Below are 22,550 nucleotides of genomic sequence, written 5' to 3' on the forward strand. Positions count from 1 at the left end.
TGTTTGTATATAGGTTTTATCATCAGTTAATGTCCTAACCTTCTTGTCCGTTGCTATAACTCAATATTTTCATTGAGATCGTCAACCGCCAGTCAACCGCCAGCGATTTGAATCGCTGGCGGGTGATGGATATAAGTGCAAGATATATTTTTACCCTCTATTTTTTTGACGAATAACTATTGACTCATGTAACGCCATGTGCAACTTTCTCTCAAACCTAACCCCCAACCCCTTCCCTACTAGCGTTGGGGAGCAAGAATCAAAGCCTCTCTCCCTGTGGGGGAGAGGTTTGGAGAGGGGTTTCAAGAATAAGTCGCACATTGACTCGCGTAGCAAATTAACCGCAATTGTGTTAGCTGGGGGTAAGAGTTCTCGGATGGGTCAGGATAAAGCCTTGATTCCCATTCAAGGAGTGCCGTTGTTACAGCGAGTTTGTGCGATCGCTCAAAGTTGTGCTGATGCTGTTTATATAGTAACTCCCTGGCCAGAACGCTATCAAGACTTGCTTTTGCCTGGTTGTCAGTTTATTCGAGAAGTACCTATGTCTGGAGAATCTCTAGCCCACGGGCCTCTAGTTGGGTTTGCCCAAGGACTAGCCGAAGTGCAAACAGAATGGGTGCTGTTGCTAGCTTGCGATTTGCCGAGGTTGCGGGTTGAGGTGTTGCAAAATTGGGTAACTAAACTTGATAGTGTGGGAGATGATGCGATCGCAGCTTTAGCTGATCATCCCAAAGGCTGGGAACCTCTATGTGGTTTCTATCGCCGTCGCTGTCTGCCACAACTCTTAGAGTTTATCAACCAAGGGGGGCGATCGTTTCAGCAATGGCTTCAGCAATATCCTGTAGAAGTTTTGCCCTTAGCAGAACCCGAAATGCTGTTTAACTGTAATACACCAGAGGACTTGGCTTTAAGTTAGGAACTTCCAATTTAAAAAATACTCAACTACTTCTTGTGGGGTGGGCGACACGAGGGCCCGTAGCCGAAGGCGGGCAAGATGCCCACCCCACAAGATTGAATAATTTATTGGAAGTCCCTTAATTCAGAGTATAAAAAATGCTAGTCTTTAACGATTAGTTCGCTTTTTACGCTTAATTTTTATGACTGTATTTACTATATTTGGGATGAATTTGTAAAGTGTGTGATTCTATAAGGTGAAACTTGAAAGGGAAATTCAATCCCTTTCACTACTTCTGCAATCAGTCTACTTAACGCGACAGAATTTGCGATCGCTATCACTCTCAGGATATTGCCAAGAATAAGCAAAATGGCTAACCCCCTTCAGTTGGGGAGCAAATTGGCGAAGTGCCTGCATTTGCGCTTCTAGGGATGGACGATTACTAACGGATTTTCCCCACTGACCAGCTAAAGCAGGCATGATCTGCGTACCCGGTTTTGCCATACTCAAAACCCGTTGCACTTGCGCCACAATACAACTAACATTACCGCAAGTCCCATAAGCCATAGGATGCCACTCTAATGTAGTGGGGAACCGATCCCAAGGTTGCAAACGGGAATCATAGCCTTGTCCGACAGTTTGGTTGCCATCAGGGAAAAACACCACTCCTGCGGGAATACCTTGCTGCTTTGCTGGGTAACTAGCTAAGGTGACAAAATCTAGAATTCCTTGCATAGCGTGGGCAACGGCAAGCTGCCACAACTGCCATTGTAAAAGTGGTTGTCTATCGGTTACAGGCAGGATTGAGTTTGGCGGTGCTGGGGGAATGCGTCCTTGCCAAAGGGGTTCTCCTTCTTGGGGATAAAGTTTATCGACTTCCGTTATATCAGTGCCAGTGATGTATCCCTTACTCAAAAAGCGGCGAATTAAGTCCAGCCCTTTGTAATTTTGTGCCCGTTTAAATAAAGCTTCTTGGGTTGCAGGACTAAATAGCCATAAATCTGAAACTTTGGTGGCGATGGAATCACTTCCAGCTTGTCGGGGATAACGCACGTAGTCTAATAGCAAACCATCTGGGCGACGGCGCAAAATTTCTTGTACTAATTGATAGTAGTCGCGTTTTGCTTGCAGGTTGTAGGGGTCGATAAATACTTGAGAGCCGTTATCTACAACATATAGGCTAGTTTGACCCTTGCCATTACGAGCGATCGCTTCTTCTCTGCCTGGGCGCTGGGCGTAAGTATAGCCGAAATTTACGGTAAACATCCAGGCGTAGACCTTCAAACCGCGTTGCCGACCTTTTTTAATTGCTGTGGCGAGTATATCGACGTTTTCTGCCCCTGGAGTGCGAATCACAGCAGGCCAAACCGTCGGGTTAGCTCTTGCTGGCAATAATACCTGTCCGTCGTAAAATACTTCCAAATAAACTTGGTTATAGCCACGGTTAACAATCCGATCCATAATCTGATCAATTGTTCCTGGCTGAATGTCACAGGGATACAAGCGCAACCAAATGGCTTGGATTTGCGGCCAAGTCCGAGTGCGGCACTCATGTAATTCCTCTGCCTGTTTTTCTACCATATTTTGGTAGCGCGTTTCAGCATCTTCCTTGCCTTTGAGGGCTGATAAACGTAAGTTTTCTTTTTCTTGCGCCGCCGCTGATGATAACTGACAATACTCAGTTCCTTGCACCCTTGCTGCTTCGCTCTCAAAGTTGGGGAGCAACGAACTACTAGTGAAAACAACAGCGAATAGGCACCGCCAAAATAATGTTGATCTTGCAACGTTCAAGGGATGGTTAGACATACCTACCAGTAGATGGACAGATTAACAATTCAAAATTCAAAATTCAAAATTGAAGAAAGTTTCAGATTCTTATTTCTGAGCGGAGTCGGAGCCACCGTTCGCCCTACAGCCCTTCTCCTAAAGGAGACGCTACGCGTAGCTTGCTTCCCCGTAGGGGGTACGGACATCCTGGGCGTCTCTCCTTGGGAGAAACTCTGAGCTACGTGTTGACATTCGGTCTTAAACCCTTTAATTTACGATAATCATTGACCCCAACTCAGATAATTGTGGACAACGTGTATCGAATTATATAGTTAAGTAGTAAGGGTTTTAAAACCTATTTTTTCAAGACTGCCAAAGACCTATTAGTGTTGCCGTATTTTTTTATAAACACATAAACGCATAAAACACCTGAATACAAAGCAAGTTTAGTCTCCTATTGGGTAGATTCAGCCTCTACGTTGATTCGTGAAAATCTGCCAAAACTAGTAGGATTTTTGAACCAAGAATACCTTGACTTTTGGCTCTGTGAACTAAAAGTTACATTTGCTATTTTTGAATGTGGTGCTGAGTATGCTTCTTATGCCATTTTTACCCCAGAAGGAATTTTAATATGCATCGTCGTTGGCTCTTATCTGCTTTAGCACTTTTGATGAGTATAGTTTTAGCTGCTTGCACGACTGTAACGACTCAGCAGCCACAAACAAAAGTCACAAACCCTACTGGGACGACAAACACAAATTCTCAGCAATTACGAAAAGGATCAGCAAAAAGAGTTGTTGCTCTTTCTTCTCTTACTGCTGACATCATCTCTCGACTTGATCAAACAAAAATTGTCGGAATCACCGGTAGCAGATTATTTAAGAATGACTCCAGATTCAAGGATATTCCCCGTGTTAGTGAAGGACAAAGCCCGCCAAATTTAGAAAAAGTGGTAGCACTAAAACCAGATTTAGTTATTGGTGCAGAAGGTTTTTCTAACATCCCAATTCAAAAACTTCAGCAGCTAGGAATTCCGACCTTTCTCACTAAGGTGAATAACTGGAAATCTCTAGAAGAACTTACTAAAACACTTGCTAAATCAATTGACGCTGATCCTCAGCCTTTGTTAAATCGTTACAAAACTTTCTTGCCAGAAAAGCCAACTCCGGGTTTTTCTACTCTAGCACTGGTTAGTCGTCAACCAATTTTAGCGCCGAATAAAAATAGTTGGGCAGGGGATTTGTTGGCAAAATTCCAGGCGAAAAATATAGCCGCAGATTTACAAGGAAAAAGTCCAATTGGTGGCTATGTGACGCTTTCGGCGGAGAAAGTTTTAGAAGCAAATCCAGAGGTGATAATTTTGGTTAATCCCCCACAAGGTAATTCGGAAGTAGCGCTTTTAGATTCGCTGAAAAAGGAAGCTTTTTGGCAGCAACTCCAAGCAACTAAAAATAACCGAGTCTATGTGTTTGATTATTTTGGTCTGGTGAATCCAGGTAGTATAGATGCAATTGAAAAGGCTTGTCAGCAGCTTAAGCAAGCGTTGTTTGCACCACAGGGCACTTAGCTCAATAATGGGAGAACGTTGCAGTATTAGGGACTGACAAATAAAAAAATACTCAACTACTTTTTGTGGCATTGGTGTCAACTTAAGCCAAAACCCTTTTAAAACCTCGTTTCCAGCCTCTGGCTGGAAATGCATCAAATCGGCAAATAGCGTCATCAGAAGTGATAAAACTTGGTTCAAAGTTCTCATAAACACTAAAGATGTTACCATTTGGACATTCTACTCGCTCAACAAGGTTAATATGATTACCTAGAAATTGTACGATAAGGACAAAAAGGATGAAACAGGCAAAAAATCCTGCTACTAGAATACTAAAAAATTTTAGTAAGTCTTCTTTGAACAAGAAGCTATTGGCAAATAGCAATAAAGGTGTGATATGAAAATATAGTGTGGTAATTTTGTTGAATAGATCAAACTCGAAAATAATTTTACTTGACCAATTTCCATCCCAGTTCAAAATGAGTGGTATTAGACTAATTACAATAACAACTAAGTTGTCTGAAGGTCTATCAAGTCTACTTATCAAGAACCAACGAACCCATCGCCAATAGTTTTTGAGAAGTTTAGCAATCTGCATTTTTCAATACTGGTATATATAAGTAAATAAGGGACTTCCAACAAATAAATTATTCAATCTTGTGGGGTGGGACGAAAAGCCATTGGTGTCAACTTAAGGTGAAAGTTAGTCTAGAAGCAGCATTTAGAGATTGTCTCGTTCCCAGTCTCCGACTGGGAATGCATTCCGAGAGGTTCCGCCTCAAGACTTGCGGCAGAGCCGCTTTTGAGTTACAACAAGATAGAATTTTTATAGGAGTTATCAAAAACATCAAGGAAGTTGGAGAAAAAGAGTGTCACGTTCATACTAGAGAACCCAGTTTTCAAAACCGTCTTATAAATGCGTGTACCCGATAGTAAGACAACGTGAATTCGACAATTAGTATGATTATTTCAAGATTAAAATCACTTTGAAACTACTGCAAAGCATCTTTGTAGTTTTTTTTATATTAAAAAATCATTAACCAATTCATTTAGGTTGAGTTTGTTGTCTAAACCCAAAGTTTTTATTTTTCCTTTTTTGGCACATACCTCTGCTACACGAACAGTCTGATAGATTAGTGTTTGAGTCCCAATATGTAACTCAAACACTACGGGTTTTAATCCTTTGCAGAACTAATCGGTTTTTGAGCAAAGGGGGTATTTTTTTTACCTTCAGGAGAAGCACCTCCAAGGCTGCGGAAATACAGCCCGCCAATGGTGAGTAAAAAGGTCACATATCCCACTGCTTGGACAAGATAGAGATTGTCTCTGTAACCAAATAAAGATTTAAGGATAATGCCAGGAAACTGTTCGTCAGGCAAGATTGTGGAAGTATTTGAAACCATTGGCCCCAAAATACAGGAGTGGACTTTTGTAAAACGTTCGTAATAGAAACAAAGGTTTTCTGTGGCACGACTGCTAAGAGCAAGGTTAGCTACAGCTTCGTCAAAATGTTTCAAGGCTGAAACTACTAACCCAGCCACAATCAACACTAAGAAAACGCCCATTACCTGGAAAAACTGGCGGATGTTAATTTTGACACCCCATTTAAATAGCAGCACCCCAATGGCAGATGCCCCTACCAAACCAGCGATCGCACCCAACGCTGGCATTAATCCCTGTTGAAAATTAGCAGCAACGAATAGAACAGTTTCAAAGCCTTCGCGGACAACGGCAATTAAAATTAAGGTAAAAACGCCCCAACCAGCATTTGAGTTTTGTGTCAGCGCTTCTGTGACTGCTCCTTCAACTGTAGCTTTCATGAATCTGGCTTGTTTAGTCATCCAGATTAGCATCCAACTGAGCATGGCGATCGCTAACACACTAAACACACCTTCTAGCGCTGGCTCAACGACGGTGGTGTATTGAGGATTCGCTGCTCCCACTACTTGAATTACCCAACTGAATAGCACTCCTATTAAGGCACTGACGACAATGCCAACGCCGACACCAGCATATACCCAAGAGTTGAGTCGGGATTGTTTAGCTTTTTTCAGCAAAGCTAGCACAATGCCAACAACAAGGGCAGCTTCCACTCCCTCTCGGAGTGTGATTACAAAAGTAGGTAGAGCAGTACTAAAATCCATTTTTTGTCCTTTGTCTTTTGTCCTTTGTCATTAGTCCCTAGCCAATAATTAATCAGGACTTACGCACTAAAAACTTAAAACCTCGATCCCCCCTAACCCACGCCAGTCGCTCCACTTGGGGAGACCCCATCGCTTTTAGCGTCTCCCCTTGGGAGAAGACCGCGCTGGCTCCCCTTAAAAAGGGGGGAATCTAAAGAGCCAACTTTTTAAGGGGGTTGGGGGATCTGTTGTGCGTAAGTCCTATTAATGACTAATGACTAAGGACTAATGACTATTAGCTAAAATCGCGTAGCATCTTTTTCAGTTCGAGATTATGCATCTCTTCTTGCCCGATCATACCGCGAGCGAATTCTTCCAGATAAATGCTGGCATTGGTGACAGTTTCGAGCAAATTTTTATACAGTTCCAATGCCTTCTTTTCATGGGATAAGCTTTCTTCCAAGATATCCTTAACTTTATGCTGGTAGGTTTCTTCCATTGGGGCAATTTTCAGGGAGGGATGCCCATCTAAACCTGTGAGAATTTCTCCCACTTGTTCGGCATGAAGTAAAGATTCACTTGCCTGTGCTTTGAAAAAACCCACAATTGGAATACGGTTAGGGCCAGTCACCATCAAAGAATAATGCGTATAGCGCACTACCCCCGCTAGTTCAAATTCCATGATGGCGTTCAGCAGGTCAATGGTCTTTTTGTGGTCAAGTTCTTGCATCAGTTGTTAGTTCAAGTAACGAATGGAGTGTAATTAGTTAGGAGTAGGTAATTCGTAATTCGTAATTCGTAATTCGTAATTTTTAACTCCTAACTCCTAATGATTTCCTCATTTTAAACTCCTTACCCTATACTTCCCATTAAATCAAAGTGTTATCGTTATACTTGGGTATTGGATTTGTCAACCACTTTTTGAGAGTTTTCCTCAATGGTTTTCACCAGCTTGGTAACATCATTAGGAGTTTTGACTGCTTTCGCGGGTGGGATGGCGGCGGGCCAAACTTTTATGAGTTCAGCGAAACTAGTGTCGATCGCTTTGTGGGCTTCGGGATCTGCTTGAGCTACTTGACTAGAAATTCCTTTGTATAAATCATTGGCGTAAACGACAAAACCACGGGAGTCTTGATACTCAATTGGCGCGGTTATTTTACCATCTGCGATCGCAGCGCCATATTCGGAGTTAGCTGAATCTAGCAATTCGTTAATTACCTGTAGCACAAATCCTGGTTTTGAGCGTTGATCTGCTGGCAAAGCTGCGATCGCATCATCAACTGCTTGCACTGAAGAGGCAAAATTAGTTTTAACTTTGCTATCCTTAGCACTAGATTTCACCAAATCTTGCAAACTCACCAATGTTGTCTTAAATTCTTTGACTTTACGCTCATTAAGTTGATCTTCTACATCAACGTAAATCTCCTCAACTGGATGTCCAATATGAGGTTCTGCCTGTTTCGGCTGATTCTGATCCAGCAGTTCTTTTGCTACTAAAAGATGCCCTTTCATTAAGCCTAATTTAGACATATAGTCAACATCTTTGGCCTCACCTGTGAGTACCACTTCTTGAACACCAACCTGGTCTTTAATTTGGTCGAACTGCTCTTGAGTAATTACTTTTTTAGTAACTAAATCTTCTGGGCTGCCGTAGGGACGATTTGCCTGGATTTTGTTGGATAAAGCCGGGACACCTAGTTTGGCTTCAAACTTATCCAATTCTGACAATATAGCAGTGTTAATGTTAATTTTTTCTTTGCCACCGTGACTACTATGACTGTTTTCACTTACTGCCTCTGTAGCTTGAGGGCTAGTAACTGGTGCTGATGGATTTTCTGCGGTTGGTGTACTACTACAGGAACTCAAGGTAACTATTAAGGCTGCTGCTGCTGTTAAACAGATGTAACGAAGTTTTATCATCTTTGCTCCTCACACAACTAAAAAGGTATTAATTCAAACAATTCAAACTATTACCAGAAGGTAGTTTGTTTGACACATTGTCATAGATATTACTGTTGCATATAATGATATTTTTTATCAACTAGTTACTAAAACTTTAATTACGAATTACTATTAATATTGATTGTCAGGAATTTTTTACAGGGTTTTGAGAGTTGCTCTGGGCAAGTACTTCAAATTGACCCATGCAACCGTTTTCTGCGATCGCATCCTGATGGGGATGGAACATATACTTACCTGGGTAGCGAAAAGCAAATTCCAAGATGTGCCTTTCTGCTACACCCATCGTAATCACATCAGTTTTCTCGCTAGCAGTCATACTCATGCCATAGCGATAGACATCAAAGAAGTTAGCGTGGAGATGAAACGTCACTGCCGGATCGTATTCAATGATGTTGAGGACATACAGCCGAATCAACTGATCTTTGTAAATGCGAATCGGATGATGCATGTAATAGTGAGGCAAACCGTTGAAGGCGTAATAGTCATTATGGCTATCATCATTCACGTCATACCCACCCATCACTAGTACAATCTCATCAGCCGGGGGACGGGGAGTAGGTGGATCGATGATAAACATTCCGTACAGCCCCTTGGCGATGTGACGGGTGACGGGTTCAATATGGCAGTGGTATAGGTGTACACCATAGGGTTCAGCATCAAACTCATAAATTGTCGCAGTACCATTGCTGATTGGGCGAACACCATCCATTTCCGCCGGATGAACGCCATGAAAATGCAAAGAATGAGAATGTCCCGCCTTATTAAGAAATAGTACCCGGATGCGATCGCCCTGTTTTGCCCGTAGCGTTGGCCCTGGTATGCGACCGTTTAAATCCCAGATGTTGTAAGAGACAGCACTATTGAGTTTTATAATGGAAGTACCCGCAGTTAACTGAAATTCTCGGATAGTCCGCCCATTTTCTTGCTTCACCGTCCCATAATCAAAATCCCTTACCATCTTCATTGGGTTAGTAACGTCGTCTGATGCTGACCTATCGAGTGGTGGGACTTTGACGATTGACTTATTTTGTAGATTTAGCATCTGCCAAAGTCCAGCTGCACCAGTCACTCCAGCACCTGCTAGGCCCACCTTCAGTAATTGACGGCGGCTCCACGGTTTTCCGTCACCTAGAGCGAAGTTGTTGGGCATGACATTTAGTTACGGTTAGCGCTAGAAAAGAATTGCAAAAGATTTGCAATTGCTTTTAAATATTAGAGGAATTAATAATTATTGTCAATAATTTTATAGCGCTTCAAAACTGCTACTGAAGTTATTAGATTCAGGTCGAGCTATAATCTGTCTTGAAAATAGGGAGTAGGGTATTCCTTTTTCGTTCTTGGTTGTGGGATTTTACCGTGATTAGCTGTCTTGCAAAACTCTAGGCAATTTTTTTCCTTTAAATAGTATTTTTACTTAAATAAAAAGTATAAAGAAGTTAAAAATAAAATATTTTTTTGTATCTATTCTTGATCTGACTAATGCCTTAATAGTAATTGGATTACAAACAATGCATCAGGACTTAGGCAAAATCGTGAAAAAACGAACCGCAAAGGACGCAAAGGACGCAAAGGAATAAGGTTTCAGAGAGTTATTGCGTAAGTCCTATGCATATAATATTACTTAGGAACTAAATGTCAGCAATAAACTATTGTTAAGGTGTAAGATATTTAATTAGCTTAGAGATAAAATACATCGCATTTTAGTAAAATTTCGATACTTAGCAACATGACTACTTTTAATTTTTAATTAATTTCGTTCATCAGGAATTAAGTTAAAGTCTATAGCAATTTTGTGTTGTCTTTGTCTTATGCCATCTGGCAATCGGTTTTGAAGTGCTTTATTTAAATCCAACTCCAAAGAATTCAATGTCCTCATATTTTTCTAAATGGTAATGAACCCCATTACTCATGAAAGTAACAAGTACTTACATAAGTGTTTAGGGAACTTAGTAAAATGTCTATTGACACGGCGGCATCGGTGGAATCCGTGCGATCGCTCCGGCTCTGAGCAGTTCCGGGCGCAAGGCGTAGGGGAGCAAACCATCCGGCTTGGTGTGATACTGACTAGCACAGTCAAGTACGGCAGTTGCTGTCTTCTCTACACATTCAGCATCAGCAGGCAGATCGCCGAATAAGTAGGTGTGTTTGTTAGGAGAGACGAAAGCAATTGCACAAGCCTGGTCACAAACACCCATGCATTCAACGGGTTGAATCGAGAACTCGTCTTGCAACACCCAGTCATGATATAGGGTTTGTAATTTCTCTAGCAGCAATTCACCGCCGCTTTTAGCAACATACTGTTTTGTGTTATGACTACTTCCACAGTTCGTGCAGACGAATATAATGTGTTGATGATTCATAGATAAATTGCAGGGTTCAATTTCTGATGCTGTGTCTATAAAAATCCATGTCGAACACTCAATGGTATCCGACATGGATTTTAGGCAATCAGCCTGTCCGGTCATTGGGCGAACAAACTAAGGACAAATGTATTGACAACCGAATGACATAGCAATAACGCTAGTTGACACTGACTTATGAAACACTACGCTTCCAAGTCATCCCACTACGCGGAGTCTGCCGTTGTCGCAGCCACAGTCCCAGCAGCAAACCAATTACCACAATTCCCGTGAAGTAAGTCAGCGAAATCAACCGCACATGCATCGGCGGAGCGACACCTTCGACTGGAATATTCTCTGCAACTTGAAATGGCTGAAATTGCCGGCTTACGTTTGCTTGCGGCGCAACCTCGACAACAACGCTATGGGGGGCACCGTCAAAGAATTCCTGCTCCCACACTAATTTTCCGTTGCTGTCTGGAGTACCTTCATAAGCAAACGCCACCCAATTATTTTCGAGTTGGGTGGTTGTTACCTTCAACACTACATCTGTCACGGGTTGGCTGGTTTTGGGATCACTGACGCTAACCTGCAATCTGGCAGGTTGACCCACCGTTGCACTCTGGTCACCCGATAGTTGCATATAAAGTCCTTGAGACTGCAATTTAGCGGGCTTACCAGAGGGCGGAACTTCTTCTCCCATACCTGGCATCGACATCGACATGTGGTGCGATTCGGCAAGTTCAGCGCTGATATTCACCCAGAGGAGTGCAGCGATCGCTACCACAATCAATCCACTTAACAACAATCGTACCTGTTGCGGGGCAATTTCTCCCGGTTGAATTGGTTGTCTGCCCCCAATCACCCAACCTCCTAGTAGTCCAACTGCCAGCAAAATCACAACCAGGATGCCAAAGTAGCGGAACTTTAAGGAATTTTCAGGCAGCGTCAGCGTCAGCTTTTGCTGAATCGGCTGAAATGCATTGGCAACGAGCGGAGTAACTGCTACCTGGAGTTGATACGTTCCCCGGATCGGCAGGGTTTGTTGAACCTGCAACAGACCTGTTGGTGCATTGCCCTCAATGTCCAACAACTTTGTCCCCTCGACGATCGGAAAATCTGTTGTGAACCAGGGATTTTTAGGAGGGGTGAACAATTGCAAGTGGATTTTGGCATCCTTTAAAGATTGCCCTTGAGCATCTACGGCTTGCAGCATCAGCTGCACTGGCGGATTGTAGTGCCCCGATCCCAAAACTGTGGTGGCTTCAGCCTCAAGGGGTCGAACCTGATTAATCGGTGGATTAGTTGTTAGCCGCACCGATGGTTGAGGGGATTGTCCAAGTCCGATCGAAGCATACAGGATAATTCCGATCATGCAAATCGCACCGATCAGCTTAGACCACTTAAGTAAAGTCATTTGATTTCTCTCCTCCTGCTAATCATTGACTCAATCAACTAATGGCAACTCACCATCAGTGTGTGGTGACGCAGAGTATGAGTCGTGTCATGGATAGCGGGGTATGTAGTGAAATAAATTGTCCACAGAGTCAAAGAACACAGTCCGACATAGAGCGCTGATTGTACAGGCACTGATAGAACGCGACGGGCGACTTGTTGCTGAATCGAACTAGAAGATTGAACTGTCATTTTGTACCTCGTAGATAAAACGATATTTAATGATTGATTCGGTAGGCATTGTGACTTCTATAGTTAGCAGTGAACAGTAAATCACTGAAAACAGATGAATAAGACTCTGTATGAGCCGTACTAGCATACTGAGCCAGCTATTTCGCTTTCATTCATGAAGATTACCTATATTAACACCGACGTAAGGTTTAGTAAAACCTATCTAGATGACAGAGGCATTGCAATCTTATGTCCAGGACTTACGCAAAAATTGCTAGAAAGCTTAATTTATCGAACCGCCAACGCGTAGCGTCTCGTAGAGAAGACGCCTTCGCGCAGCGTCTCGTAGAGAAGAGCGCCGAGAATTCGTAGAGTGTGCGTAAGTCCTAATGTCCTAAGTGTGACTACTTCTGTCGCTTGCTCCTCACAGATGCTGGGAGAGTTACCCTTACCTTTTTGGCTAATTTATTAGTTTTACTTATCTTGAATTTCTCAACAAATTTCTAAAAAATGTATCTTATAATTTTTTTGTACAATAATTGTGTCTGTAACTATCCGTCACAAAGCGATACCTTTCCTTCTCTACGAGAGGCTGCGCCAACGGAACGCTACGCGAACGGTGAGCTTTGCTAAAACAGAACTTTTCGGTCTACTGAAATTAATTATGCGATGGTAAAACCACGCTTTTTTTTGTTAATGGGTTATATAAAGCTACTTATTATTTCCAAGATCATACATAAAATTAAGATTTACTGAGAAATTAAGAAAGTAATGCTGACAAAAATTGCTGTTGAAAAAATTCTTGAACGTGCCTTGATGGGATACGACTTATCTCTTGAAGAGGGAGTGGTATTGTTACAACAAACTGAGCCAGAGGCGATCGCGGCAATACGTACTACATCCGATACACTCCGCCACACTCAAGCAGGCGATACAGTTACATACGTAATTAACCGTAATATCAACTTTACTAATATTTGTGAACAGCACTGTAGTTTTTGTGCTTTCCGTCGAGATGATGGTGATGTCGGTGCATACTGGTTAGATTCGGCGCAAATATTGGAAAAAGCAACAGATGCGGTGCAACGGGGTGCGACGGAAATCTGTATGCAGGGCGGATTAAATCCACAAGCGCAGATAAATGGCAAATCTTTGCCCTACTATCTCAAGGTAGTAGAAACCATTAAACAGGAATTTCCCCAGATACATTTACATGCTTTCTCTCCGCAGGAAGTGGAATTTATCGCCAGACTTGACGGACTTGAATATGCTGATGTGATTATTGCTTTGCGCGATGCTGGTGTTGGCTCAATGCCGGGAACAGCCGCTGAAGTGTTAGACGATGAAGTTAGGCGAATACTCTGTCCAGAGAAGATTGACACAGCCACTTGGCTAGAAATTGTCACCACAGCTCATAAATTAGGCTTGCATACCACAAGTACGATGTTATCTGGGCATATTGAAAGCCACGAACAGCAAATTGGACATTTAGAAAAATTGCGATCGCTTCAAAAAACCGCCATCAATCAGGGATATCCAGCAAGGATCACAGAGTTTATTTTATTACCCTTCGTTGGACAAGAAGCGCCCAAATCCTTACGTCGCCGTGTCGGACGCGATCAACCAGTTTTGAGTGATGCACTGCTGCTAGGAGCTGTGGCGCGGATTTACTTAGGTAATTGGATTCCCAACCATCAGCAGAGTTGGGTAAAACTGGGGCTTGCTGGTGCAACCGAAGCCTTAGTTTGGGGTTGCAACGATATCGGCGGTACATTAATGGAAGAACACATTACCACAATGGCAGGTGCTTTGGGTGGTACGTGTATGGAAGTGGAAACCTTGCAAGCTGCGATCGCTTCTTTAGGAAGACCTTACCAACAACGCAATACTCTTTATCAGAAAGTTAGGAGTTAAGAGTAGCCCTTTCAAGGTGGGTAAACATTTTGATGAAAAATTTCTCTTTAATCTCTTTACTCTGTAGATAATTTAGAGGTAGAGCATTATGAGAATTTTGATAGTTGAAGATGACGATCGCATTGCGAAGCCATTAGCCGAGTTTTTAAGACGACAACACCATATTGTGGATATAACAACCGATGGGTTAGAAGCTTGGGAATGGTCGCAATCAGGATTATATGAGCTAATTTTATTAGATTTAATGCTTCCTAAATTAGATGGAATTACTCTATGTAAGCGTTTACGCGATGCTTCATCTAATGTTCTGATTTTAATGCTGACGGCACGAGATACAACAGGCGATAAAATTATCGGACTCGATGCTGGTGCTGATGATTACTTGGTTAAGCCATTTGACTTAAAAGAGTTAGCAGCACACATCAGGGCTTTAGCTCGAAGAACTCCAGAGATTCGTCCCCAGATTTTAATCCACGGTGATTTGCAACTAGACCCAGCAACTCAACAGGTTACTTATAGAGGAAATATCATATTATTAACTCCTAAAGAATATCTGATATTAGAATATTTTTTGAGAAACCCAAATCAAGTTGTCACTCGTTCTGTAATTATTGATAAACTGTGGAACTTTGATAAATCTTCGGGAGAAGGAAGTATTAAAACTCATATTACAAATTTGCGGAATAAACTTAGAGCATCTGGAAGCTCAGAGGAACTGATTGAAAATATCTATGGCATTGGTTATCGTTTAGGACACAAGTAGAATAATTTCATAAAAATAATATTAATAGTAGTCAAATTGGCCGCTAATTTTTGATAAATCATGTGTTTAAAAGAATCAGATATCGTTTATTGTTGTCTTATTTAGTGGTATTTGCATCGCTGCTGGGAATATTTGCGATCGCAGTCCGATTTGCTTTCACTCGCAGTCTGACTGAACAAATCACAGATAAACTCACAGCCATAGGGAAAGGTGCGGCTGCAAATGTCGAGTTTGAAAAAGGTCGCCTGACGGTTGAAAGTGACTTTCGTCCACAAGACTTAATTGCTTATCATCAAACATTACAGTGGTTTGATACTCAGGGAAATTTGATTAACCAACAAGGACAAACTGCTTTAACTTTACCTTTGTTAACAAACAAGATGGTACAAGTTCAGACGGGCAAAATTCCTATTCGAGCAGTAACTGTACCAATTATCAAGAGCGATAATGGTGAGCTAGTTGGGTATGTAAGGGTGAGTCAATCTTTAGAAGAATTTGATGAAACCCTGCAAAAATTGGACTGGGGATTAGGCGGCGCGATTATTATAACTTTGGTTCTTAGTAGTATTGGCGGAATTTTGCTAACTCGTCAAGCAATGCAACCCATTGAGGAGAGTTTTCAAAGGCTCAAACAGTTTACTGCTGATGCTTCCCACGAACTACGCAGTCCATTAATGGCAATCAAAATTAATGCTGATTTGGCACTAGAATACCCAGAAGAAATCGGGCCAAAAGATGTAGAAAAGTTTCAGGAGATCGCCAGCGCTACTAACCAGATGACTCGCCTCACAGAAGACTTACTGTTTTTGGCACGTACCGATAAAGTTCCCACTCAGAATAGGGATAGTCTCAATTTAACGTCAATCTTAGAGAACCTAATACAACTCTATAAACCTCAAGCTGAAGCCAAGCAAATTAAGTTTAAATTTCAATTAATTGCTAATCTTCAGCTAATAGGTGATTCAGTTCAATTAACGCGACTGTTTACTAATTTAGTTGAAAATGCACTTTACTATACACCATCAGGAGGCGTAGTTGAAATCAAAACCACTCGTGTCGGTTCCCAGCTTTATGTGAATGTGCAAGATACAGGCGTGGGAATTGCACCAGAGTATATCGACAAGGTTTTTGAGCGTTTTTGGCGAGCAGATCAGTCTCGTTCTTATTGGAAAGGTGGTTCTGGTTTAGGGCTGGCGATCGCTCAAGCCATTGCTCAAAATCACGGTGGATTAATTAGTATTACAAGTAAATTAGGAGTTGGTAGTTGTTTTACAGTATGCTTACCATCCTCTTAAATATAAGGTAATGTGATTTTAAGTTCACTACTCACTTACCATCATCATTGGTTTCGCGATCGCCATCACTACTTTCTGCAACTTGAATACTACTCTTGGGACGAGTGGCTTCATTCTTCTCATCTTGTTGATTGGCATTTTCAACATAGAGAACTTTGCCATTACCAGCATCTACTGTAACTTCTTGCTGACCAATTTCTACAGCATAAATTAAGTTGCCATCTTCATTTTCGAGTTTGACACTACTTGCCTTACGTCCCGCAGATGTTTCAGCTGCTTGCTATGCTTGTTTTCCTGTAATTTTAGCTAGCGGTTGCAGTTTTGCTACTTCTTGTGCATCGTCGTTGGTTTCACCGTCGCCATCACTAGCTTCAGCAACTTTAGTAACACTATGATGCTGACGTGCAATTGCTACCGGAGATTGTGATTTTTTTGCAGATACAACTCTCGACAATCCAGCAAATCCCAAAGTACCAACAAAAGCTGCTCCCAAAATGATTTTTGTTGAACTTTTCATACTTGTAAAATACCTGTAATTCTGGGTTTGTCTTTTCATAGTAGATAATAAAAGTCCAGAAATAGTCAAGATTATTTTGAATTGGTTAAATTCAATATCAAATTGTGAAATTAACTTTTAATTAGACATTTCAGCTATTTTTAGTGCCTCTATCAGGAGAAAATTCAGTTTTAAATCAAATCTTGACTATTTCTTGACTTTTGCTCTCTACGATCAAGTTACAAGTTCCAATAATTTCTGATAACCCAACAGTAAGTAGGATCAAAAATGAGTAAACTTCCACAAATCACTGCGTTCTTTTGGATTATGAAGATTTGTGCAACCACTCTGGGAGAAACAGCAGGAGACCTTTTATCGATGACGTTAAATGTGGGCTATGCGATTAGCTCCATGATATTGATTGGAGTGTTTTTAGTAACTCTTGTAACTCAATTGATATCGAAAAGCTATAACCCATTGCTTTATTGGACAGTCATCCTTTCAACTAGCACGGCTGGCACAACAATGTCAGATTTCATGGATCGCACTTTAGGGCTGGGCTACGCTACGGGCACTACGATTTTAGTGACCATTCTATTAGCTATTTTGACATTCTGGCGATTCAGTGTTGGCTCTCTATCTGTTAACAATATCAAAACGCCTAAAGTTGAACTGCTTTATTGGATTACAATTCTATTTTCAAATACTTTAGGTACTGCCTTGGGCGATTTCCTGGCTGACACTTCTGGACTTGGATTTGCAGGAGGATCGCTCCTAATTGCTGCTTTGCTTGCTCTGGTATTGGCAGCGCATTATTATACCCAAATTTCCCCAGTGCTGTTGTTTTGGATTGCGTTTGTCCTAACCCGACCATTTGGTGCAACACTGGGGGATGTTCTTACGAAATCACACGAAAAAGGTGGCCTCAATTTTGGTACTATCGGCTCATCTATAGTTCTTGTATCGATACTTGGAGTCTGTATCCTGTTCACCGCTCTAAAGCAGAGAAGACTAATCGTGGTTACACCTTCTAACGATGAATAACATTAAAGTATGATCCGACAAGTTTCTAATTTTTGGTTGCGTCATATACATCCTCGTTTAGCTCCCTTAATTGCCACAATTGGTATTGTTGGACTTGCTAGTTGTCTGCTCATCCTTTTTGTTTTAGCAAAACTGGCTGAAGAGGTTTTGGAGCGAGATGCTTTTACATTTGATACTACTTTTCTGTTATGGCTGCATCAGTTCGCCAATCCAAATTTAGATAATTTAATGCTGTTGATTACAAATTTGGGTAATCCTAATACAGTGGTTATAGTTGCAGGCGTTACTGTCTTGTTACTTTGGTGGCGACGTTACCGGGAAGAAGCGAAAGTTTTTGTAATTGCTTGCTTGGGAGGGTTAATTTTAAATACAGGGTTAAAGTTGTTTTTTTCTAAACCTCGCCCTGAACTGTGGCATCAGTTGATTTCTGAAAAATCTTTTAGTTTTCCTAGTGGTCATGCACTAGGTTCTATGGTGCTTTATGGTTTTATTGCTTACGAGTTGGCAACTCACTATCCTCATTTTGCCAAAGTTATTTATAGTTTGACAGTTATTTTAATTGCTGCTATTGGTATCAGCCGCTTATATTTAGGAGTCCATTGGCCCACAGACATAATTGCAGGTTATGGAGTCGGTTTCTTGTGGCTGATGATATGTATTACGATGCTTAAATTGCAAAAATTGAGGTAGGGAAAGTTAGATAACTCTAACTCACAAGCTCTTGGCAAAGCCTCTCGCAGAGAAGGCATCGCGATGATAATTGTCCAATCAGATTTTTTAATCACCTGATTTTTTGCCCAAGATGCTTGTAAATGAGCGCCTTTTAGTGAATGAAACAACCCTGCCCACTCCCCATTACCCTTTATCCCCAGAGGAGACCCCACCTTCCCCACTTAAATGATCCCCAAGATACCAATTCAAGATACGATGGACATTGATTTACGTATTCATCTACTTAATGCATATGAAGCGCTATTGGTCGCGTTTGCTTGCGCTGGTTTTGGTTGTAGCTATCGGCTTGATGGGCTGTTCTGGCAGTCCAGATAGTTTGACTGGGGATTATCGCCAAGACTCCTTAGCTGTGGTCAATATTATGAGACAAGCTCTGGATCTTTCACAAGATTCACCAGACAAAACAGCCGTTCAAGCAGAAACGCGTCAAAAAATTAATGACTTTTCAGCTCGCTACCAGCGAGTTAACTCTGTTTCTGGTCTTGGCTCCTTTACAACCATACGAACAGCCCTCAACTCCCTAGCTGGACACTACAGTTCTTACCCAAATCGTCCTGTACCCGAAAAACTCAAAAATCGTTTAGAGAAGGAGTTACAGCAAGTAGAAGCAGCGCTGAAGCGTGGCGGTTAATTCTTAACTCTTGCCTACTTCATCATCAAGAGTCAATACTTTTGACTCTTGACTAATTTGTAAACTTGATATAGGTCTAAGTTTGAAATTTTCAACTAAACTGATTGACACTTTTCTAGCTAAAAGCCTTGTCACAGTTCCACTTACTTCGTCTCCATCCAATTTTCACCAACACGCGCATCCACCAGCAACGGCACACTCAACTGGACTGCATTTTCCATCACCGACTTAATTTGCGGTTGTAATTCTTCCCACTCGTGAGGGGGGATTTCAAACACTAATTCATCGTGAACTTGCAATAACAAACGCGCCTGATAGTTCTTCAAAACTTCATGCAATCTCACCATTGCAATTTTGATAATATCAGCGTTGGAACCTTGAATTGGTGCATTAGCAGCAGAGCGTAATAAACCTGCATCATAAGCACCTAAATTCTTCAATTTACTCAGATTAATATCTTCTGGGTTACTGCCTTTTAATTTGCGTAAACTGTTATTAGTAAAGTCAAAGTAACGACGGCGGCCGAGAATAGTTTCTACATAACCAAGAGCGATCGCTTCTTTTTTCACTCGCTCCAAATATGCAAATACTTGAGGATATCTTTCATTAAACCGCTTAATGAACTCGTTGGCAATGGTCTTATCTATCCCAGTTGAGCGCGAAAACCTTAGAGAACCCATTCCATAAATCACGCCAAAATTGATAGTTTTTGCCATTCCTCGTTCTTCTGATGTAATATTTTCTTTTTCAAACACTAACCGCGCCGTAACAGTGTGAACATCTTCATTTTGCTGATATGCTTGCACTAATATCGGCTCTTGACTCAAATGAGCCAAAATCCGCAATTCAATTTGTGAATAATCAGCAGCCACCATTAACCAACCAGCTTCTGGCAAAAACGCCTTCCGAATTTGGCGACTAAAAGCTGTACGAATCGGGATATTTTGCAAATTCGGATTAGAAGAAGATAACCTACCAGTTGATGTCGCTGCTTGATTAAAATCAGTATGCACCCGTTGAGTATCTGGACGCACCAATGCTGGCAAGGCATCAACATAAGTAGACTTTAATTTAGATAGGGTGCGATACTCAATGATCGCCTCAACAAATCCAGTGTTATCATCTTCTTGGAGTCTTTCCAGTGTTGCTGCGTCTGTAGAGTAGCCCGTTTGAATTTTACGAGAATGTTTGGTGCTTAACCCCAACTTTTCAAACAATATTTGGCTCAATTGCTTCGGAGAACCCAAGTTAAAATTTTCCCCAGCTATTTCAGTTGCTTCCTCTTTTAACCTGGCTAACTCAGTTTCTAAATGCTGCGAAAGTTCTTGTAAATAAGCTGAATTAATCCGAACACCTGTGTATTCCATTTGGGCTAAAACTGCTTCTAGTGGCTGTTCAACTTCCGCTAATAGCTTAGACAAAGCTGGAAATTTATCCAGTTCCTCACGCAATTTTGGCACTAAACCAAAGGTAGAATAAGCATCCATACCGCAGTAATCTGCTACGGCGGGAATATCTATATCAGCGATGGTTTTGCCTTTAGGAACTAAATCTAAGTAACTTTTTGCTATCAATCCCAAATATCGCTGCCCCAAATCCATCAAATTATGGCTAGAATCTGGATTTAGAATGTAACTCGCCAGCATGGGATCAAACACTACTCCCGCCAAATTAATTCCTTGACACCTGAGAACTAAGCGGTCAAATTTGGCATTTTGTAGAGCTTTGGGATAATCAGCACTTTCGAGAATTGGGCGTAATACTTCTAGCACCAAATCTTTATGCAAATTTTCCCCAGTTTTCTGCCCCACAGGAATATAGGCTACCTCATCTGGTTTCGTTCCCCAACAGCAACCAATTCCTACTAACTCAGCGTCTCTTGGTTCTAAATCGGTGGTTTCAGTGTCCCAAGCAACGGGAGTCTCTGGATTAGTGAATTTTTGCAAAAGTTTCACTAACTGAGTTAGTTTGGCTTCGGTATTGATGATGCGTGGTGTAATTGGAGAAGTAGATTGTTGTGGAACTGCTGCTGTATCACTAGCACTGAAAAACCACAAATCATTATCTTCATCAGCGCTGAATTCTGAGTTAGTATTGGGATTAATTGCATCTATTTTGGCTTCTTGTTTTTCTGCAACTTTGCCACCAAAACGTTGTTGAAGGTCGTTGATTTTGCCTAAAAAAGACTTGAATTCTAACTTTTCTAAAATTGGTAATAAGACGCTTGTATCAAACCCTTTTAATTTGCAATCTTCTAAATCGAATTCTATCGGAACATCTAAAACTATGGTTGCCAAATAGCGAGACTTATCAGCATCATCTTTACCACTTGCGAGTTTTTTCTGAGTTGCGCCTTTAATTTCATCTAACGCAGCATAAATATGATCAAGAGAACCATAAATATTTAGCAGCTGCACTGCTGTCTTTTCTCCAATTCCCTTGACTCCAGGAATATTATCGGATTTATCGCCACAAAGAGCTTTGAAATCAACAATTTGTGAAGGTAAAACGCCCATTTTTTCTTTGACTTGTTCTGCTTCAAATTCCGTGATGCTATTTGTAGAGCGCTTTAGGGCATCTGGACTAAAATTTAGAACAGTGATTTCTTTATCAGAGTCGATCAGTTGAAATAAATCGCGATCGCCTGTAAGAATCTTCACCCTATACCCAGCAGCAGTTACTCGTTGTGCTAAGGTTCCCAAAACATCATCTGCCTCGAAACCAGGGGCAGTGAACATTGGTAAATTGAAGCCATTCAGCAACTCATGGAGGTTTGCTAAATCGGGAATGAAGTCTTCTGGCGTTTCCGGGCGATCGGCTTTATAAGTCTCGTCAGCTTCGTGGCGAAAAGTTGCCTCACCCAAATCAAAAGCGATCGCCATTGCTTGTGGCTGTTGTGTTGCCATTACTTCCAACAGGCACTTAACAAAACCAAAACATATACTGGTAGGAATCCCCGTTTTGGTACGCAGTCCTCCATCTCGCCCTTTGGCGAAAGCAAAGTATGAACGATAAGCGAGGGAGTGTCCATCGACGAGGATGAACGTGGGGCGTGTTGCGGTTACAGAAGTGAAAGTTTCAGACATAGCCCTATTTTAGCCAGAAGCTTTGTCACATAGTTAGCAATTTCAGATGCTCGTTCTGCTTGGCTTTGGCGACAATAGCGCAGTTTTGGCGTACCAATTGCTCCTGCATATAATTTTAGACAAAGTGATGTCTACGCATTTGCAACTTTAGTACGGAAGCCAAGTAGAACCAACTTTTGGCATGGATAAGTAAGTGAGTATAAATAAACATAATAACCAGATCCTCGACTTCTCACCAAAAGTCGGGGATCTATGTCCTGAGCGTTTTATGTTTAACGGGACTTAAACAACAAAGGAGACTAAAAAGGAGTATAATGCTCAATTAGCATAG

At 41.5% G+C, this 22,550-nt stretch carries 19 protein-coding genes; 8 read left to right on the forward strand and 11 right to left on the reverse strand.

The window, feature by feature from the left end:
• The first annotated feature begins 319 nt into the window (after positions 1-319).
• A complete protein-coding gene (locus HWQ41_RS16060; RefSeq protein WP_292764613.1) occupies positions 320-916 on the forward strand; it encodes a molybdenum cofactor guanylyltransferase in 597 nt (198 codons plus the stop codon).
• Positions 917-1,201: 285 nt separating this feature from the next.
• On the opposite strand, the gene HWQ41_RS16065 is transcribed toward HWQ41_RS16060, so the two are convergent.
• A complete protein-coding gene (locus HWQ41_RS16065; RefSeq protein WP_292764566.1) occupies positions 1,202-2,701 on the reverse strand; it encodes a family 10 glycosylhydrolase in 1,500 nt (499 codons plus the stop codon).
• 592 nt (positions 2,702-3,293) lie between these two features.
• On the opposite strand from HWQ41_RS16065, the gene HWQ41_RS16070 reads away from it, so the two are divergent.
• Positions 3,294-4,229 (forward strand): ABC transporter substrate-binding protein, encoded by a 936-nt coding sequence (locus HWQ41_RS16070; RefSeq protein WP_292764569.1) that lies wholly within the window; start codon positions 3,294-3,296, stop codon positions 4,227-4,229.
• A gap of 82 nt (positions 4,230-4,311) precedes the next feature.
• Here HWQ41_RS16070 and HWQ41_RS16075 read toward each other — a convergent pair whose 3' ends face one another.
• The 8 genes from HWQ41_RS16075 to HWQ41_RS16110 form a co-directional block, all read right to left on the reverse strand.
• Positions 4,312-4,806 (reverse strand): hypothetical protein, encoded by a 495-nt coding sequence (locus HWQ41_RS16075; protein WP_292764571.1) that lies wholly within the window; start codon positions 4,804-4,806, stop codon positions 4,312-4,314.
• 577 nt (positions 4,807-5,383) lie between these two features.
• The gene (locus HWQ41_RS16080) at positions 5,384-6,352 is read right to left on the reverse strand and encodes an FTR1 family protein (protein WP_292764573.1); all 969 of its coding nucleotides are present in this window, start codon (positions 6,350-6,352) and stop codon (positions 5,384-5,386) included.
• Between the two features lie 274 nt (positions 6,353-6,626).
• Complete coding sequence (locus tag HWQ41_RS16085; RefSeq protein WP_292764575.1) at positions 6,627-7,061, reverse strand: ferritin-like domain-containing protein; 435 nt, start codon at positions 7,059-7,061, stop codon at positions 6,627-6,629.
• 158 nt (positions 7,062-7,219) lie between these two features.
• Positions 7,220-8,251, reverse strand: coding sequence for a helix-hairpin-helix domain-containing protein (locus HWQ41_RS16090; RefSeq protein ID WP_292764577.1), 1,032 nt, complete (start codon positions 8,249-8,251; stop codon positions 7,220-7,222).
• A 166-nt stretch (positions 8,252-8,417) separates the two neighbouring features.
• Positions 8,418-9,443: a multicopper oxidase domain-containing protein gene (locus HWQ41_RS16095; RefSeq protein ID WP_292764580.1), complete on the reverse strand. Its 1,026-nt coding sequence runs from the start codon at positions 9,441-9,443 to the stop codon at positions 8,418-8,420.
• Between the two features lie 808 nt (positions 9,444-10,251).
• Positions 10,252-10,653 carry a DUF1636 domain-containing protein gene (locus tag HWQ41_RS16100; RefSeq protein WP_292764582.1) on the reverse strand — a complete coding sequence of 134 codons (402 nt, stop codon included), beginning with the start codon at positions 10,651-10,653 and terminating at the stop codon, positions 10,252-10,254.
• 175 nt (positions 10,654-10,828) lie between these two features.
• The gene (locus HWQ41_RS16105; RefSeq protein WP_292764584.1) at positions 10,829-12,049 is read right to left on the reverse strand and encodes a hypothetical protein; all 1,221 of its coding nucleotides are present in this window, start codon (positions 12,047-12,049) and stop codon (positions 10,829-10,831) included.
• 38 nt (positions 12,050-12,087) lie between these two features.
• Complete coding sequence (locus tag HWQ41_RS16110) at positions 12,088-12,279, reverse strand: CbtB-domain containing protein (RefSeq protein WP_292764587.1); 192 nt, start codon at positions 12,277-12,279, stop codon at positions 12,088-12,090.
• Positions 12,280-13,029: 750 nt separating this feature from the next.
• On the opposite strand from HWQ41_RS16110, the gene cofH reads away from it, so the two are divergent.
• The 3 genes from cofH (at position 13,030) to HWQ41_RS16125 (ending at position 16,230) form a co-directional block, all read left to right on the forward strand.
• Positions 13,030-14,172, forward strand: coding sequence for a 7,8-didemethyl-8-hydroxy-5-deazariboflavin synthase subunit CofH (cofH, locus tag HWQ41_RS16115; RefSeq protein ID WP_292764590.1), 1,143 nt, complete (start codon positions 13,030-13,032; stop codon positions 14,170-14,172).
• Between the two features lie 88 nt (positions 14,173-14,260).
• The gene (locus tag HWQ41_RS16120) at positions 14,261-14,935 is read left to right on the forward strand and encodes a response regulator transcription factor (protein ID WP_292764593.1); all 675 of its coding nucleotides are present in this window, start codon (positions 14,261-14,263) and stop codon (positions 14,933-14,935) included.
• A gap of 62 nt (positions 14,936-14,997) precedes the next feature.
• Complete coding sequence (locus HWQ41_RS16125; protein WP_292764595.1) at positions 14,998-16,230, forward strand: cell wall metabolism sensor histidine kinase WalK; 1,233 nt, start codon at positions 14,998-15,000, stop codon at positions 16,228-16,230.
• Between the two features lie 280 nt (positions 16,231-16,510).
• Here HWQ41_RS16125 and HWQ41_RS16130 read toward each other — a convergent pair whose 3' ends face one another.
• Positions 16,511-16,747 (reverse strand): hypothetical protein, encoded by a 237-nt coding sequence (locus tag HWQ41_RS16130; RefSeq protein ID WP_292764598.1) that lies wholly within the window; start codon positions 16,745-16,747, stop codon positions 16,511-16,513.
• Positions 16,748-17,014: 267 nt separating this feature from the next.
• On the opposite strand from HWQ41_RS16130, the gene HWQ41_RS16135 reads away from it, so the two are divergent.
• From HWQ41_RS16135 to psb27, 3 genes are all read left to right on the forward strand, one after another.
• A complete protein-coding gene (locus tag HWQ41_RS16135; RefSeq protein WP_292764601.1) occupies positions 17,015-17,770 on the forward strand; it encodes a hypothetical protein in 756 nt (251 codons plus the stop codon).
• Between the two features lie 9 nt (positions 17,771-17,779).
• Entirely contained in the window at positions 17,780-18,460 is a 681-nt protein-coding gene (locus tag HWQ41_RS16140) for a phosphatase PAP2 family protein (protein WP_292764604.1), read from the forward strand.
• Between the two features lie 268 nt (positions 18,461-18,728).
• On the forward strand, positions 18,729-19,133 hold the full coding sequence (gene psb27 / locus HWQ41_RS16145; RefSeq protein ID WP_292764607.1) for a photosystem II protein Psb27: 405 nt from the start codon (positions 18,729-18,731) through the stop codon (positions 19,131-19,133).
• 143 nt (positions 19,134-19,276) lie between these two features.
• Here psb27 and polA read toward each other — a convergent pair whose 3' ends face one another.
• Positions 19,277-22,219, reverse strand: coding sequence for a DNA polymerase I (polA, locus tag HWQ41_RS16150; RefSeq protein ID WP_292764610.1), 2,943 nt, complete (start codon positions 22,217-22,219; stop codon positions 19,277-19,279).
• Between the last annotated feature and the right edge of the window lie 331 nt (positions 22,220-22,550).

It is taken from the genome of Nostoc sp. NOS(2021), assembly GCF_017115025.1.
Taxonomy (GTDB): Bacteria; Cyanobacteriota; Cyanobacteriia; order Cyanobacteriales; family Nostocaceae; genus Nostoc.